This is a genomic window from Compostibacillus humi, assembly GCF_014637175.1.
Taxonomy (GTDB): domain Bacteria; phylum Bacillota; class Bacilli; order Bacillales; family Amphibacillaceae; genus Oceanobacillus; species Oceanobacillus humi.
In genome coordinates this window covers 67153-83079 of sequence record NZ_BMEV01000002.1, presented here as the reverse complement: position 1 = coordinate 83079, position 15927 = coordinate 67153, and the positions used below count along the sequence as shown (strand labels likewise).

Annotated in this window: 19 protein-coding genes and 1 other annotated feature; of the genes, 17 read left to right on the top strand and 2 right to left on the bottom strand. The window is 41.8% G+C overall.

Annotated elements, in window-relative coordinates:
- Positions 1-14 precede the first annotated feature (14 nt).
- Both IEV18_RS00940 and IEV18_RS00935 read right to left on the bottom strand, forming a co-directional pair.
- Positions 15-884, bottom strand: a complete 870-nt coding sequence (locus IEV18_RS00940) for an ATP-grasp domain-containing protein (protein ID WP_188390487.1) — start codon at positions 882-884, stop codon at positions 15-17.
- A 17-nt stretch (positions 885-901) separates the two neighbouring features.
- Entirely contained in the window at positions 902-1792 is an 891-nt protein-coding gene (locus IEV18_RS00935; RefSeq protein WP_188390486.1) for an ATP-grasp domain-containing protein, read from the bottom strand.
- Positions 1793-1852: 60 nt separating this feature from the next.
- Here IEV18_RS00935 and IEV18_RS00930 point away from each other — a divergent pair, with 60 nt between their 5' ends.
- From IEV18_RS00930 to safA, 17 genes are all read left to right on the top strand, one after another.
- Complete coding sequence (locus IEV18_RS00930) at positions 1853-3118, top strand: bifunctional folylpolyglutamate synthase/dihydrofolate synthase (protein WP_188390485.1); 1266 nt, start codon at positions 1853-1855, stop codon at positions 3116-3118.
- Between the two features lie 115 nt (positions 3119-3233).
- Positions 3234-4082: an SPOR domain-containing protein gene (locus IEV18_RS00925; protein WP_188390484.1), complete on the top strand. Its 849-nt coding sequence runs from the start codon at positions 3234-3236 to the stop codon at positions 4080-4082.
- A 211-nt stretch (positions 4083-4293) separates the two neighbouring features.
- A complete protein-coding gene (gene radC, locus IEV18_RS00920) occupies positions 4294-4977 on the top strand; it encodes a RadC family protein (protein ID WP_308421523.1) in 684 nt (227 codons plus the stop codon).
- Positions 4978-5148: 171 nt separating this feature from the next.
- Entirely contained in the window at positions 5149-6189 is a 1041-nt protein-coding gene (locus tag IEV18_RS00915) for a rod shape-determining protein (protein WP_308421522.1), read from the top strand.
- 12 nt (positions 6190-6201) lie between these two features.
- Positions 6202-7074 (top strand): rod shape-determining protein MreC, encoded by an 873-nt coding sequence (gene mreC / locus IEV18_RS00910; RefSeq protein WP_188390482.1) that lies wholly within the window; start codon positions 6202-6204, stop codon positions 7072-7074.
- Entirely contained in the window at positions 7071-7601 is a 531-nt protein-coding gene (gene mreD / locus IEV18_RS00905) for a rod shape-determining protein MreD (protein WP_188390481.1), read from the top strand. Before mreC ends, mreD begins: the two co-directional genes overlap by 4 nt.
- Before the next feature lie 53 nt (positions 7602-7654).
- Complete coding sequence (gene minC / locus IEV18_RS00900; protein ID WP_188390480.1) at positions 7655-8341, top strand: septum site-determining protein MinC; 687 nt, start codon at positions 7655-7657, stop codon at positions 8339-8341.
- Complete coding sequence (minD, locus tag IEV18_RS00895) at positions 8334-9134, top strand: septum site-determining protein MinD (protein ID WP_188390479.1); 801 nt, start codon at positions 8334-8336, stop codon at positions 9132-9134. Before minC ends, minD begins: the two co-directional genes overlap by 8 nt.
- Before the next feature lie 161 nt (positions 9135-9295).
- Complete coding sequence (locus IEV18_RS00890; protein WP_188390478.1) at positions 9296-10063, top strand: M23 family metallopeptidase; 768 nt, start codon at positions 9296-9298, stop codon at positions 10061-10063.
- Positions 10050-10907 (top strand): M50 family metallopeptidase, encoded by an 858-nt coding sequence (locus IEV18_RS00885; RefSeq protein WP_188390477.1) that lies wholly within the window; start codon positions 10050-10052, stop codon positions 10905-10907. The genes IEV18_RS00890 and IEV18_RS00885 overlap by 14 nt, the downstream gene beginning before the upstream one ends.
- A 66-nt stretch (positions 10908-10973) precedes the next feature.
- Positions 10974-11050 (top strand) — a sequence feature (ribosomal protein L21 leader region).
- A gap of 11 nt (positions 11051-11061) precedes the next feature.
- The gene (gene rplU, locus IEV18_RS00880; RefSeq protein WP_188390476.1) at positions 11062-11370 is read left to right on the top strand and encodes a 50S ribosomal protein L21; all 309 of its coding nucleotides are present in this window, start codon (positions 11062-11064) and stop codon (positions 11368-11370) included.
- A gap of 11 nt (positions 11371-11381) precedes the next feature.
- The gene (locus IEV18_RS00875) at positions 11382-11714 is read left to right on the top strand and encodes a ribosomal-processing cysteine protease Prp (protein ID WP_188390475.1); all 333 of its coding nucleotides are present in this window, start codon (positions 11382-11384) and stop codon (positions 11712-11714) included.
- Between the two features lie 12 nt (positions 11715-11726).
- Positions 11727-12008, top strand: a complete 282-nt coding sequence (gene rpmA, locus IEV18_RS00870; RefSeq protein ID WP_188390474.1) for a 50S ribosomal protein L27 — start codon at positions 11727-11729, stop codon at positions 12006-12008.
- A 133-nt stretch (positions 12009-12141) separates the two neighbouring features.
- Positions 12142-12657, top strand: coding sequence for a Spo0B domain-containing protein (locus IEV18_RS00865; protein ID WP_188390473.1), 516 nt, complete (start codon positions 12142-12144; stop codon positions 12655-12657).
- Between the two features lie 9 nt (positions 12658-12666).
- The gene (obgE, locus tag IEV18_RS00860) at positions 12667-13947 is read left to right on the top strand and encodes a GTPase ObgE (RefSeq protein WP_188390472.1); all 1281 of its coding nucleotides are present in this window, start codon (positions 12667-12669) and stop codon (positions 13945-13947) included.
- A gap of 31 nt (positions 13948-13978) precedes the next feature.
- Positions 13979-14833, top strand: a complete 855-nt coding sequence (pheA, locus tag IEV18_RS00855; protein WP_188390471.1) for a prephenate dehydratase — start codon at positions 13979-13981, stop codon at positions 14831-14833.
- Between the two features lie 179 nt (positions 14834-15012).
- Positions 15013-15882, top strand: coding sequence for a SafA/ExsA family spore coat assembly protein (safA, locus tag IEV18_RS17505; protein ID WP_188390470.1), 870 nt, complete (start codon positions 15013-15015; stop codon positions 15880-15882).
- Positions 15883-15927: the final 45 nt, after the last annotated feature.

The following is a 15927-nucleotide window of genomic DNA, read 5'->3' as shown; positions in this document are numbered from 1 at the left end:
CGCAAAGCGGAGTTCTATATATCAGAACTCCGCTTTACATTTTTTTTTATAAATGAAACGTATTTTTCCAGCAAGTTTATATCGCTTACTTGGCTTAACGTGCGCGAACCGACTACATCTTCAATTTCGTTAAAGAGGAGTCCCCCTTCCGAGTCGAACAAAAAGTCGATTCCAACTAAGCCGAAGTCCATGCTTTCGATGATTTTTTGCACAAGCTTCCTTTCCCCGCTGTTCAGTTCATACCACGCAGCGGTCCCTCCAAGAGTATAGTTGGCGCGAAAGTCTTTGTCACTCGCCCGCAGGACAGCACCGACAATTTCCTTTCCGATGACAAACACACGGAGGTCTTTACCGAGCTGAACATTGGCCGGCTGGATGATTGTGTCTGATTGGATTTTCTCCGCCGAATGACTCCACTGTCTTTCATTTTCGATATAGTATACTTGTTTTCCGCCGTGCCCGTCTACTTCTTTCAGGACAAAAGGAAAGCTAATGGGCGGCAAATCGGGAAGGAGATCCTTCGGAAAATAAAAAGTATCAGCCATCGGTATGTTGAATTGGCTAATGTAGTGATGGGTAGCTGCTTTATTGTTGCAGATCGCTGAGACGTTTGCCGGGTTAAAAACCGGGATGCCTAATGCTTCCAGGTGACAGTTCAGCAACGGTTCCCTCGTCCGGACAACGGCAAAGTCAGGCAGCCTAGTAATGGGCTGCTTCTTTAATTTCATCTGCTTTTTCCAATTTTCGATTCCGATGATTAAGTCTTCCCGAAGGATAAGTTCCAAGTCGATTTGCTGCTTACTTGCTTCTTCGATAAACCATAGAATATAAGAATGATTCGTTGCAGCATCTTCTTTTCGGTAAATTAGCCATCCATTCAGCATTTTGACTTCTCCAATCTTCATTTAATTTGTCGCAGAATATGCCGGACGATATAGTCAGCAGCATTAATCCCGGTACAATCGAACAAATTGCGGATGTGGGCATTGGAATTCACTTCACAAACGTACCGGCTATCATCCGGTCCAAATAAAATGTCTACTCCGGCGAAATCTGCGCCGATCGCCTTTGCAGCCCGAATGGCCAGTACTTTTTCTTCTGTCGTCGGCGAATAATTTTCCATTTTTCCGCCACTTGTGACGTTGGCACGGAAGTCCTGTTCGGATGTCCGCTTCATTGCAGCAACGACGTGATTTCCTACAACTTGCAATCTTAAATCCCGGCCAAAGCTTGATTTGAGAAAGGATTGAAATAAGAATGGCTTGCCTTGTAATTGCTCGACTTTCTCCCTTAATTCAGCTTCCGAATGAACAAGATATACTTGTTCCCCAAAGGAGCCGAAAGCTTCTTTTATGACTAGCGGAAGGCCAAGCTGTTCGATCACTTGTGTTAGCATGTTTTTCTCGATCGTACCTGTCGAAAAGATTTTTGGCGCTATGATCGTCGAAGGAATCGGAATTTCTTCCTTCACCAATTCCTGATACGTGAGAATTTTGTCGTCACTGATCTCAATCGCTCTCGAACTGTTGAATACAGGAATTCCTAAGCTTTCCAATTGCCTTGCCAAGTATATATCTTTATCGATAAAAATGACGTAATCGGGAAGGGATTCCGGAGTATTTTTTAATATCTTAAATTCATTTGATACTAGAAAACTGAGGAGATCATTATTTTTATAAATATGTAATTCCCCGTTTTGGCGGTGGGCTGCTTCCTGCAGCATACGGGCAAAATCGACAAATTTCGAGCTTGGTAAATTTCCGTTGTATATTACCCAGCCAATCGTGCTCATCGTTCGAATTCCTTTCTGTTATAATGTGGTCATAAATATTGCAGAAACGTGGTGGACAGGATGACATTTTCATATCAAGAGATTATTCAATTTTTTTCTGAGCGAAAAATAATCGGCATCAAACCAGGGCTTGAAAGAATGCATACGCTTCTTAAGCTGATCGGCAATCCCGAAAGAAACATTCGGGCAATTCACGTTGCCGGCACTAATGGCAAAGGATCGACCATCCATTATATTCGGGACAGTTTAATTGCCAACGGTTATCAGACGGGCGTATTTACATCCCCAAGCTTAACCGGTTTAGAAGGGAATATTTACGCAAATGACCAGCCTGTTTCAAAGGCGGAATTTACGCAATTATTTCATCGGGTCTACCCGGCAATTCAGCAAATGGATTCCGATATGCCTCCAACCGAATTTGAAATTTTAACCGCGATGGCCTTTCTCTATTTTGCGGAAAACAGTGATATCGCCATCATCGAGTCAGGAATGGGGGGGCGGTTCGATACGACCAATGTAATAACCCCTATCATATCTATTATAACAAATATAGAACTGGACCATCGAAGCTTTCTCGGAAATACCATAAAGGAAATCGCTTTCCATAAAGCAGGAATTATTAAAAAACAGGTACCGGTGATTGTTGGAGAAGTAAAAGGAGAAGCTTTGCAAGTGATTAAAGAAGAGGCGGCAACAAAGGGGGCACCTGTCTATCAATTGCATTCCGATTTTAGTTACGAAAAGATAAATGGAGATGGCTGCATTGAATGGTTTAATGAAGAGGGGAAAAAGGTCTGTTTATGCATTGCGATGGCCGGGGAACATCAGCTGAAAAATGTGGCGGTTGCCTGGACTGCAATCGAATGGTTAATGAATATCTATCAATATCCGCTAGATGAAAGGAAAGCAATCGAAGCGCTAAAGCAGACGGTTATCCCTGGCCGGTTTGAAATTTTCCGGCGAAAACCGCTTGTCATCCTCGATGTCGCCCATAACCCGGCAGGCATCCGTGCTTTAATCCAAACGCTTAAAAAATATGATGGCTTAAAGAAACATGTTCTATTTTCTGCCTTTAAAGATAAAGACTATGAGCAAATGATAACGTTATTAGAAGACTACTTTTCCGAGATTAAGGTAACTACCTTCGATCATCCGCGCGCTCTGTCGAAAGAAGATATTTCAAAACTGGCAAACAATAGAAATATTACGGTTTTGGAGAACTGGAAAGAAGGGCTGTCATTTCGGCAAAAATCGGATGTATATGTCGTAACCGGTTCCTTTGCTTTTATAGAAAATGTCAGAAATTATCTCCTATCGTCGAAGTAAGGGAAATTATGGAAAACGATTTTTTCCTAACTTGACATAATTCGTCTTACTTTTTATCTTCCCTGTGCTAGATTTATACTAACGACACCATAGCAGGGGAGGGAATGAACGAATAATGGAACCGAAAGGCCCAATTATTATTAAAGAAAACGGGAAAAGATTGAAGATTTATCCGGACTATTCTCTGAAGAAAGAAAGTGAAACCGAATCAGCTGCAACTTTGGAATCGCCTAAAGATGAGTCGGTACCCGAATATGTCAGATATACAAACAATCGGTCAGGAAAGAGTCCCCATCGGTCTTTTAAAATATTCCAGCCGATTATTGTCGCGATTCTCTCGGCAATAATTATCGGGAGTGTACTAAGTTTTGTCATGTTTCAAGTATTTGTCAGCGTTGAGGAGGATTTGGCGAATCAAAGCAAAATTCAGCAGCTGCCTGCTGCTGCCGACAGCAACACCGCGAATGAAACGGCAGCAGAAAAAAGCTTGTTTTCGCTAGAAGCGATACATTCTTTCGTATTGCAGGCCGGTGTTTTTTCTGAAAAAGCAAACGCGGATCAGTTAGCTGGTGAGCTTGCAAAGTCAGATATTCCGTCATTTGTATGGGAAAGAGACGGTCAGTTTTTTGTCTTTGTCGGTGCATTGGCGAATAAAGCCCAAGGGGAAAAACTCGCCGAAAAATACAGCGAAGTGGAGCTGTATGTAAAAGAATGGTCAACCCTTCCTGGAGAAATTGAACTTACCGATGAAGAAATTTCCTGGTTTACAGCGTTTCGGGAACAGTTCATAAACCAATTACAATCGGAAGATCAGAACCTGACCTTTTCGGTCGAATCTTTGCCCGAAATAAACGAGTCGGAAATCGTTCAATCGTTTAAAGAAACAGTTGAGAAAAATGACATGTCTATGCCAATATCCTTGTTAAAGATTATGTATGCATATGAACAAATAGGGATGAAATGATCAATAACCAAAGCTTGTTCTTTCTGTCGATTTTTGCAGAATAATTCCCTCATTTCTTTTTTTGGTTCATTTTCGACGGTTCATTTTAAAAAAAGCTTTTACAGAAAAGGCAAATTATAGCTTGTTTTCCGTGAAAAATACGGGAAATCCGTCATTGTTCATATTCCTTTCTTTTCAGTATGATTAATTCTAAAAGAAAGGAGGAACAATGATGAAGCCGTTAATGATTAAAGATGTGCCAAAGGAAGAACGGCCCCGGGAGCGGCTGCTGGCAGTTGGCGCAGAAAATCTGTCCAATCAGGAGTTGCTCGCCATCCTTTTAGGGAGCGGGACGAAGCAGGAATCGGTTATGGAACTGGCCAAACATATTTTAATGCATTTTGAAGGATTGAAACTGCTGAAAGATGCTACGATTGAAGAATTGATTGCCATCAAAGGAATCGGATATGCTAAAGGAATCTTAATTTTAGCTGCTATTGAATTAGGGCGGAGAATGCATCAATATCGGCCGACGGAAAATTATACGATCCGTTCCCCGGAAGACGGTGCCGATTACATTATGGAAGACATGCGCTTGCTGAAACAGGAGCACTTTGTCGCACTGTTTTTAAATACGAAAAATCAGGTCATCCACCGGCAAACGATCTTTATCGGCAGTTTAAACGCCTCTATTGTCCACCCTCGGGAAGTTTTCCGCGAAGCTATCAAACGGTCTGCAGCTTCTATTATTGTCGCCCATAACCACCCGTCCGGCGATCCTACTCCATCGCAGGAAGATATTCAAGTGACGAAACGTTTGGCAGATACTGGCAAGTTGATTGGCATCGAAGTATTGGATCACTTAATCATTGGCGATGGTAAATTTGTCTCATTAAAGGAAAAAGGTTATTTGTAACTATCTTTATAATGATTTTTTTCGTATAATTATATAGAATACTGTTGTAAGCGCCATTTTCAGATGGAGATGAATATGGCGCTTATTCCAATTACTATGCTATAAATAATGTTTGTATAAACATAAAATAGATTTTTCATAGAGGACGACCATTTGGAGAGGAAGATGTTTTTGGGAAAACTTAGTTTTTCGCAAGATTTAGGGATAGATTTGGGAACGGCAAACACCCTTGTATTTGTGAAAGGAAAAGGGGTTGTCGTCCGGGAGCCTTCCGTCGTAGCGAAAAATATCGAAACGAATGAAATTGAAGCAGTTGGAGACGCGGCTAAAAATATGATTGGGAGAACGCCGGGAAATATTGCCGTCATCCGGCCAATGAGAGACGGAGTAATTGCAGATTATGATACAACTTCGGCGATGATGCGGTATTATATGAATAAAGCAATGAAGCAGCGCTCCCTTTTTGCTAAAAAGCCGAGTGTGATGGTTTGTGTTCCGTCGGGAATTACGCTTGTAGAAGAAAGAGCAGTGATTGATGCAACGAAGCAAGCCGGGGCAAAGGAAGCTTTTCCAATTGCCGAACCGTTTGCAGCAGCAATTGGTGCAGGTTTGCCGGTATGGGAACCGACGGGAAGCATGATCGTTGATATCGGCGGAGGAACGACGGAAGTAGCGGTTATCTCCTTGGGAGGTATTGTTACGAGTATGTCCATCCGTATTGCGGGTGATGATATGGATGAAGCGATTATAAACTATATCCGAAAAAACCATAATTTATTAATTGGAGAAAGATCCGCCGAATCGATTAAAATAGAGATAGGTACAGCAGGAAAGGTGAAAGAAAATAAAGAACTGGATATACGAGGAAGGAATTTGCTGACGGGATTGCCTAAGACAGTAACGATAACTGCGGAAGAAATTTCGTTCGCATTAGAAGATACTGTCCATGCGATTGTCGAAGCGGTAAAAAATACACTGGAAAAAACTCCTCCTGAATTGGCAGCGGATATTATGGACCGGGGCATCGTTTTATCAGGAGGCGGCGCACTGCTGCATAATTTAGATAAAGTAATTAGTGATGAGACAAAAATACCAGTGTTTATAACAGAAAATCCTTTGGATAGTGTTGCCATCGGAACCGGTAAATCATTAGATTACATAAAGCAATTTCGTTCCCAGCCAAATGTAGCGACACGTCCTTCCATCGAATAAGAGGGTGTCATCATGTCATTTCTACGGAGAAAACGATTATTTATCTTTTTGATTTCATTTATTATCCTCGTCGCATTAATCGGATATTCGATTAGCGAACGTCAGGAAGCTTCTACTTTGGAAAAGTTTTTTAATGATACGGTAGGATGGATTCAAAGTGCGGTCCACGTTCCGGTCAGTTTTATTACAGGAATTGCGGGTAATGTGAGTGATTTAATCACGACCTATGAAGAGAATAAAATTTTGCGGGAGCAGCTATCCCAGTATAAAGGGCTGATTTATGAAGTCCAGGAATTGCGGAAGGAAAATGAAGAATTGCGGAAAGCTATCGGGGAAACCGATTCGATTCGCGATTACGAGCCAATTCACGCTACCGTGATTTCCCGCTCGCCGGAACAATGGATTGACGAAGTTACGATTAATAAAGGAGAACACCATGGGGTCAAAGCGAATATGGTCGTGATTACAGCAGACGGCATGGTAGGGAAAATTAGGACAGCCTATGAGTTTACATCCAAAGTACAGCTTTTGACCGGATTTGATCAGTATAATCGTATTTCTGCCACTATTTCCAAAGATGGAAAAAATAATATATATGGTATGATTGAAGGTTATGACAAAGAATCGAAATCATTAGTATTCCGGATTATTGAGGAATCGGAAAAAGATGTAAAAGAGGGGGACCTGGTCGTTTCTTCCGGACTGGGCGGAGTTTTTCCGGCTGGTTTAGTGATCGGCGAGGTGAAAGAGGTAGGATTCGATCAGTATGGTTTAACTAGAACGGCTTTAGTAGAACCGGCAGCAGACGTTTATGAAATTAATCATGTCATTGTTCTTGATCGTTCTCTGGAAGAGCGGGAAGAAGAGGTGGAGGAACAGCAATGAGCCGTGTATATATTCCTCTTATCCTTTTTGTTCTGCTCATTTTAGAAGGGGTTTCGATTCGGTTTTTGCCGCCACAAATTGCAGCCGGCGATTTATTGTTTATTCCCCATTGGATTTTGCTTTTTTTAATTTTAGTTTGTATTTTTTATGATAAGCCTCGTACATACCATGCTGTAATCTATGCCCTGATTTTCGGGTTTCTGATTGATATGATTTATACTGGCTTGCTTGGAGCATATATGTTCACCTATGGTTTTGCCATGTATTTGACCCATATATTGAAAAGGGCTTTTCATGGGAATTTTTATGTCAGCCTCCTCTTGGCAGCCATCGGGACCGCTTTAAGCGATATTGTCATTTACGTTATTTATTCTGTAATCGGCTTTACCGATCTGTATTGGACCGAATATGCATCGGTTCGCCTGCTGCCTACTATCATCATTAATCTGATCTTTTTAGTGATCATTTATCCGATGTTTGTGAAGCGATTCATCCGCTGGAGAGATGAACAGGATTGGTCAAGTTAAGCAATATATATAAAATGTAAAGGCTCTTTTACATAGTATTGGGGTGAGCAATCGTGTCAAATAAGAAGCAATTAGTTACGATAAAAGGTACAAAAGAAGGATTGTCCATCTTTATTGATGAAGCCTGTTCCTTTGAGGAGGCCATGGCGGATTTACAGGAAAAAATAAATGCAATTAGGCCGAAAGAATACGAGCCAATTGTCTCTGTTCATGTTAAATTGGGAAATAGATATTTGCTGGAAAGCCAGGAAAAGGAATTGCGAGAAATCTTAAACCATAAGAGCCGTTTTTATATCGAATCGATCAATTCCAATGTCATTCTTAAAGAAGATGCATTAAAATGGAAAGAAAATAGCGAGATTAAAGCGGTGCGAAAAATTGTCCGATCTGGACAAGTGCTTGAAATTACAGGCGATTTATTATTAATAGGCGATGTCAACCCGGGCGGGAAGGTAGTTTCTACTGGCAATGTATATATTTTAGGCAACTTATATGGGATTGCCCATGCCGGTGCTGCGGGGGATAGAAAGGCAATTATTGCAGCCTCGTACATGAAACCGACACAATTAAGAATTGCCGATTATATCAGTCGTGCTCCAGATTATGAATCTGACGGTGTGTATATGGAATGTGGTCTCATCGATGAAGAACAGGACAAAATTGTCATCGATCGAATACAAGTTTTATCACGCAATCGAAGGGAAATAAGCGGATTCGAAAGGAGAATACTTAATGGGTGAGGCAATTGTTATAACGTCTGGCAAAGGTGGCGTCGGAAAAACAACGACAACCGCAAACGTTGGAACAGCACTGGCGATGTTTGGGAAAAGTGTCTGTTTAATTGATACAGACATCGGCTTAAGAAACCTTGATGTAATTATGGGAGTAGAAAACCGCATCATTTATGATATTGTCGATGTGGTGGAAGGACGCTGCAAAGTGAGATCCGCCTTAATCAAAGATAAACGGATCGAGCATCTTGCGTTGCTGCCGGCTGCACAAACGAGTGATAAAACTGCGATTACTCCCGAAAGTATGAAAGAAATTGTCGATGATCTAAAACAAGACTACGAGTTTATTTTGATCGATTGTCCGGCCGGGATTGAGCAAGGTTATCAAAATGCGGTAGCAGGAGCAGACCGGGCGATTGTAGTAACGACACCGGAAAAATCTAGCGTTCGCGATGCAGACCGGATTATTGGATTGCTAGAAAAAGAGGATCTGACCGAACCGCCAAAATTAATCATTAATCGCATCCGCAATCATATGGTAAAAAATGGCGATATGATTGATGTAGATGATATCGTCCAATTATTATCCATCGACCTCATCGGTATTGTCATGGATGATGATGAAGTGATCAAAGCTTCGAATAACGGGGAGCCGATTGCTTTAAATTCAAGTTCGAAGGCGTCCATTGCCTATCGGAATATCGCGAGAAGAATTTTAGGCGAAAACGTACCGTTGCAATCATTGGACACAGAAAAAAGCATGTTTTATAAAATGAAGAAATTTTTCGGCATCCGTTCGTAAAACCTGACTTATCAATTGATGTTTTTGGTGCACACGTCCATTCGTGGACGTGTGATTTTTTTTGAAATGAAAAGGGACCGACTATAACATTTTCATCTTTTAATCATATGTTCCTATCTTTTTCATATACTTGTACAAATATGGAGAAGGATAGTGAGAGTATGGCTAGAGAAGTAAAACAAGTAAGAAAATCAATTGAACGGCGTAAAAAAATGCGAAAAATTCCAGGACAAACAAATATGGCCAAAGTAAAGCCCGCATATCTTCAGGAAGAAGAAAAACATGGTTACTATCCATATTTTCCCACGGTAGAGTATCCTTCCTATCAGAAGAGACGGAATTTAGTAACTGGTTTTGCCGTTAAAGGGATGTTATCCATTTTGCTTTTTTTCGGAACAGCTCTATTGTATGAGACAGACTCGCAAATGCTGGCAACACCGAAAGCACTTACAACAGAAGCGTTAACAGCCCAGTTTCCTTTTGCAAAAGTAAATGTCTGGTACCGGGAGACCTTTGGCGCTCCGCTGGCAATGACCCCGGAACCGGAAGAAGCAGCGAATGCAGCCGATGGACTGGCGCTGCCGGTCAGCGGCCATATAACGGAAACCTTTCAAGTTAATGGGAAAGGGATCATGATTACCCCAGAGGAAACGACCGAAGTATCCGTTATTCGTGAAGGTGTCGTCATCTTTGCTGGCAAGGACCGGGAGACAGGGAAAACAGTCGTTGTCCAGCATCAGGACGGGACAACCTCTACTTATGGCTATTTAAGCAGTGTGGACGTGCATATTTACCAGTATGTCTATCAAAATCAGGCTATCGGCACCTTTACTCCGTCAGAGGATAGCCAAAAAGTATATTTTTCCATTGAAAAAGATAAAGAGTATATTGATCCTATCCAGGTGATTGAAGTTGATGACGTTCCTTAAGACGCTCCCCCGTATTCACATCCATCCGGTCCTGATCGTATTTATGATTATCGCTTTTTTAACGGGGACGTTTATGGAAATGTCCATTATCCTATTTATTGTTTTTGTTCACGAGCTAGGGCATTATTTTATGGCAAAAAAGTATCGCTGGCGGGTCCGCTCCGTAACCCTTTGGGTGTTCGGAGGTATAATGGATACCGATGAACATGGAAGCCGGCCAAACCGGGAAGAATTTTTCGTTACCATCGCCGGACCGCTGCAGCATTTATGGATCTATTTAATGCTCTTTTTTTTATTTCCATTTTTCCAAGTCCCCGCCTCAGTTGCACACACTGTATTCTACTATAATACAGTGATTTTAATGTTTAATTTAATGCCGATTTGGCCATTGGACGGCGGAAAATTGCTGTTTAACGTTCTTTCCGCGGCTCTTCCTTTTAAGAAGGCATATTATCGTACCCTCCTTATTTCTATGGTCAGCAGCTTAGTTCTTATTATAGTGGTACTGTTCGTTCTGCCTTTTAATTTAAGCGCATTTTTAGTTATTGCCTTTCTTCTTTATGAAAATAAAGCGGATTGGAACAAACGTTTTTACGTCTTCATCCGTTTTTTGTTATCGCGCTATGAAGGAAATGTCGTCTTTTCTTCTTTAGTCCCTCTAACTGTAAATTTTGACCGGTCATTTATGGACGTGTTTAGCCAATTTTATCGGGAAAAAAATCATCCGATCTATATCATTGCCCCTGATGGCGCAAAAACAATGGTTGACGAGCAAGTTTGTCTGGATTATTATTTCCGTAACCGGCAAAACAAAAAAATAGGCGATGTTTTGTTAGAGCATTAAAGAAAGATTGAGACTTGACAATAATGGACGAAAAATGATAACATCTATTTGTTGTTTATCGTAGCACCAGTGCTACAACCGCACAGAACAGGCGATGAAAACTTCAAGGATGAAGTGCCTGCATGGCGAGTCTTAGACTTGAGGAGGTGCAAATATGTACGCAATTATTGAAACAGGCGGAAAACAGGTTAAAGTTCAAGAAGGCCAAGAAATTTATGTTGAAAAACTTGCTGCCGGTGAGAATGAAACAGTAACTTTTGATAAAGTTCTTTTCGTCGGCGGAGACGATGTGAAAGTCGGAACACCATACGTGGAAGGTGCGACTGTAACAGCTAAAGTGGAAAAACATGGCCGCGGCAAGAAGATTACTGTAATTAAATTCAAGCCGAAGAAAAACTACCACCGCAAACAAGGTCATCGTCAGCCATACACAAAATTAGTCATTGAAAAAATTAACGCATAAAGGTATTGCCTATGATTCAAGTTACGGTTTACCGAACGAAAGACGAGAATATTCGGTCCTTTGAAATTTCCGGTCATGCGGAGAGCGGCCCCTACGGCTACGACCTTGTATGTGCAGGCGTGTCAGCCGTATCTATCGGGGCGGTGAATGCCGTACTGGAATTATGCGATATCGACCTTGAAATAAAACAAGGGGAGGAAGGCGGTTATTTGGCCGTCAACATCCCAAATAATCTTTCCCCGGATGAGAGGGATAAGGTTCAGCTTTTATTTGAAGGCATGCTCATATCTTTAAAAGCTATTGAGATGGAATATAACAAGTTTATCCAAATCAGACAGAAGTAGGGGGTGAATTGGATGTTGCGCTTAGACTTGCAATTTTTTGCTACGAAAAAAGGAGTAGGTAGTACTCGTAACGGCCGGGATTCGGAAGCAAAAAGACTTGGTGCGAAACGTGCTGATGGTCAATTTGTAACTGGCGGTTCGATTCTATATCGTCAACGCGGTACAAAAATCTATCCAGGTGAAAACGTTGGCCGTGGAGGAGACGACACACTTTACGCAAAAATTGACGGTATCGTGAAATTTGAACGCTATGGCCGGGATCGCAAAAAGGTTAGTGTATATCCGGTTGCTTAGTAGAAAAACTCCAACCAGAACGGTTGGAGTTTTTTACATATCTATTTTTGCCAAAATACAAAAATCTTTAGAACTGCAAATGGACTTTCCTAACATTTTTGCTATACTTTCATAATAATGGGGGTGGAGAAGGATGTTGGAAGAAAAGGATGCTATGCTTATTTTGCAGCGGTATCGCCATGATATTTTAAACGAATTGCAGCTAGTTTCCGGGTATTTGCAGCTCGGCAATGCCAAAAAGGCGGAGGCGATATTGCAAAAATTTTTCGAGCATATGCAAGAAGAAAGAAAATTAACCCAGCTCCAAATTCCGGCTTTTAGTCTTTGGCTGATTGAATTTAATCATACACATCCACGTTACCAGCTTTCTTATGAAGTATGGGCAGACGGAAATTGGGAGCCGCTCGACCGGATATTATTAGAAAAAGCAAATGCAATCATTGGGCTTCTTGACAAAAATTTGACAGACGGGGAAGTATATTCTATACATATTTGTCTGAAGGAAGAAAAAAGCGATCCTTTCGTCAAAGTGATGGAAATGAGTATGAAAGGACCTGACATAGATAAATTAAAGTTAGAAGAAATGAAAGATATTGCTGTTAGTTACAGGGAAGAATCCATTTCTTTTGTTTTTTCAACGACAGTTTGAGGTGATGATATGTTTGTCGATCAAGTCCGAGTTTATGTGAAAGCAGGAGACGGCGGTAACGGGCTTGTAGCTTACCGAAGAGAAAAATACGTTCCGAAAGGCGGCCCTGCCGGCGGCGATGGCGGAAATGGCGCAGATATTATTTTTGAAGTGGATGAAGGGTTAAATACGTTGATGGATTTCCGTTATAAGCGGCATTTTAAAGGAAAACGGGGAGAAAACGGCATGAACAAAAATCAGCATGGAAAAAATGCCGAACCGTTAATCGTTCCTGTTCCCCCTGGGACAACAGTTATTGACGAAGATACAGGGGAAGTCATTGCCGACTTAACGACCCACGGCCAGCGGGCAATTATTGTAAAAGGCGGCCGGGGCGGAAGAGGAAATACCCGGTTTGCTTCGCCCCGCAACCCTGCTCCGGATTTTGCTGAAAATGGTGAACCAGGGGAGGAGCGGAATATTCGCGTAGAATTGAAAGTGATAGCGGATGTCGGGTTAGTCGGATTTCCGAGTGTCGGAAAATCAACCCTTCTTTCTGTAGTCAGTGCAGCAAAACCGAAAATCGCCGATTATCATTTTACTACGCTTGCGCCAAATTTAGGGGTAGTGGAGACGGAGGACCACCGCAGTTTTGTGCTGGCCGACCTGCCGGGACTGATTGAAGGGGCACATCAAGGAGTCGGTTTGGGACATCAGTTTTTGCGCCATGTGGAACGGACACGATTAATCGTCCACGTAATCGATATGGCAGGAACGGAGGGACGGGATCCTTACGATGATTATGTGAAAATTAACGAAGAACTAAAGGAATACGACCCAAAACTTCTGCAGCGGCCCCAAATTATCGCTGCGAATAAAATGGATATGCCAGGCGCGAAAGAAAATTTGCAGCAATTTAAAGAACGGCTCGCTGAAAATACGCCAGTGTACGAAATATCCGCTATTACAAAGTCAGGTGTCAGAGAATTACTGTTCGCGATTGCTGACAAGTTAGATGAAATACCGAAAGTGGCACCAGAATTTGAAGATACAGAACAGGAAGTAGTTTACCGATTCAAAAAAGAAGAAGAACCGTTTCAAATTTCCAGAGATGATGATGGAGCGTTCGTTCTATCAGGCGGAAGGATAGAAAAATTATTTAAGATGACCGATTTTTCCAGAGATGAGGCAGTTCAGCGGTTTTCGAGACAGCTGCGGCAAATGGGAGTCGATGATGCCCTGCGCAAACGGGGAGCGAAAGACGGAGATACGGTCCGGCTATTAGATTTTGAATTTGAATTTATAGAGTAATCACGGTAGCAATGAAAGAGGAGGAACCTGTTTGACTACAATCGGATACTTAGGACCAAAAGGAACATTTACGAAATTAGCGGTAGATTATACATTTAATGGGGAGAAAAAGATCGGATTTACGACTATACCGGAATGCATTGACGCGGTAGACAATGGAGAAATAGATATCGGAGTCGTCCCGCTGGAAAATGCCATCGAAGGTACAGTACAACTGACCGTTGATTATTTAGTTCACCAAGTGCGACTGCCGATTTTGGCGGAAGTTGTTGTCCCTATACAGCAACATTTGCTTGTGCATCCGAATTTTTCCGGTAATTTTCAAGATATAAAAGAGGTTTATTCCCATAGCCACGCCATTGCCCAATGCCATCAATTTATTCATAAAAATTTGCCTAACGCAACGATCCAATTTTCGCCTTCTACTGGCAGTGCCGCTGAGCTTGTTGCGAAAAACGGCGACACGTTGAAAGCGGCAATCGGGAATAAACTGGCTGCTGAAGAATATAAGCTGAAAATATTTAAGGAAAATATTCATGATTATCCGAATAACCATACCCGTTTTATTGCTTTAACGAAAGATAAAAGGAAAATAAACATCAAACACCCAATCAAGACAGAGAAAACGACGTTATTGATCACTTTGCCGAATGATGAACCAGGTGCATTGCACCAAATTTTGTCCGCCTTTGCCTGGCGAAAAATGAACTTGTCGAAAATTGAATCCCGGCCGACGAAAACAGGGCTGGGGAATTACTTTTTTATCGTCGATGTCGATCAGCCATACGATGACGTGTTATTGCCGGGAGTAAAGGCCGAACTGGAAGCCCTCGGCTGTCAAGTTACAATTTTAGGCACATACCCGGTCTACCATATTAAAGTATAATCAAGTATAGTAATTCTTCACTTTTGTGCAGGAAGATGCAAAAATGAGTTTTTAAAAAAGAGATTGAACCATACTCCTATTCGATAATGTTTCGGGATAGGTCAACATTTTCACTGGCGATGCATATGTTGATATAGTAATGAGCCCAGTTCAAATTTACGAAAGGAGTATGGTTGAACTTGAAAATTCACATTGTTCAAAAAGGGGATACATTATGGGAACTTGCCAAAAAATACGGGGTTGATTTTGAACAGCTGAAAGCTGTAAACTCCCATTTGGCAAGCCCGGATATGATTATGCCCGGCATGAAAATTAAAATACCTACTTCCACGAAGCAAGTAAAACATGACACCAAGCCAACTGTTCAGAAAGAAACGAAGAAGCCATATAACGATATGTCGCCAAAGCCGATGCCTGTTTTGAAAGAAGACGATGTGCAAAAGAAAAAGCCTGTTAAGCCAGAGATGCCGGTCGTTCAAACACCAATGCCCCAGATGCCTGCCATGCCTTCCCTTGATTTTGATTTGCAGCAGTTAAATGTTCAAATGCCAGTCATGCCGATATTTCCGCCAGAAGAGAAGAAGGAGGAAATAAAACCGGTACCAAAAGAAGAGAAAAAAGTAAAAGAAGAGGTAAAACCTGTTCAAAAGGAAGAGAAAAAAGCTCCGGTTGCTGAAAAGATGCCAGAACAAGTGCCTCCTGTTCCATTGCCAATGCCAGTGCCGATGGAGCCCGCTTTTCAGCCGATACCTTGCTATTACGTTATGCCATGTCATCCTTGTTTTCCAATGATGATGCCTTGCATGGAACCGGCATTTCATCCTAATGTTGCACCAATGCACCATAGCCCTATGCCAGATTGCGGGTGTGGAGGAGGAAAACATGAGATGGGACCGCATATGATGCACATGGATGCCGGAGCAGCACAACATTTTCCGTATATGTACGGTATGCCTCGGCCAGAACCTTCTTCTGGTGAAACATACCCAAAACCGCCGACCTATCCGAATTTTTCACCAACACAAAATAATAATGAAGAGGAAAAATAACAGTAAGGTGCAAAATGGACTGAACATGTCAGTCCATTTTTATAT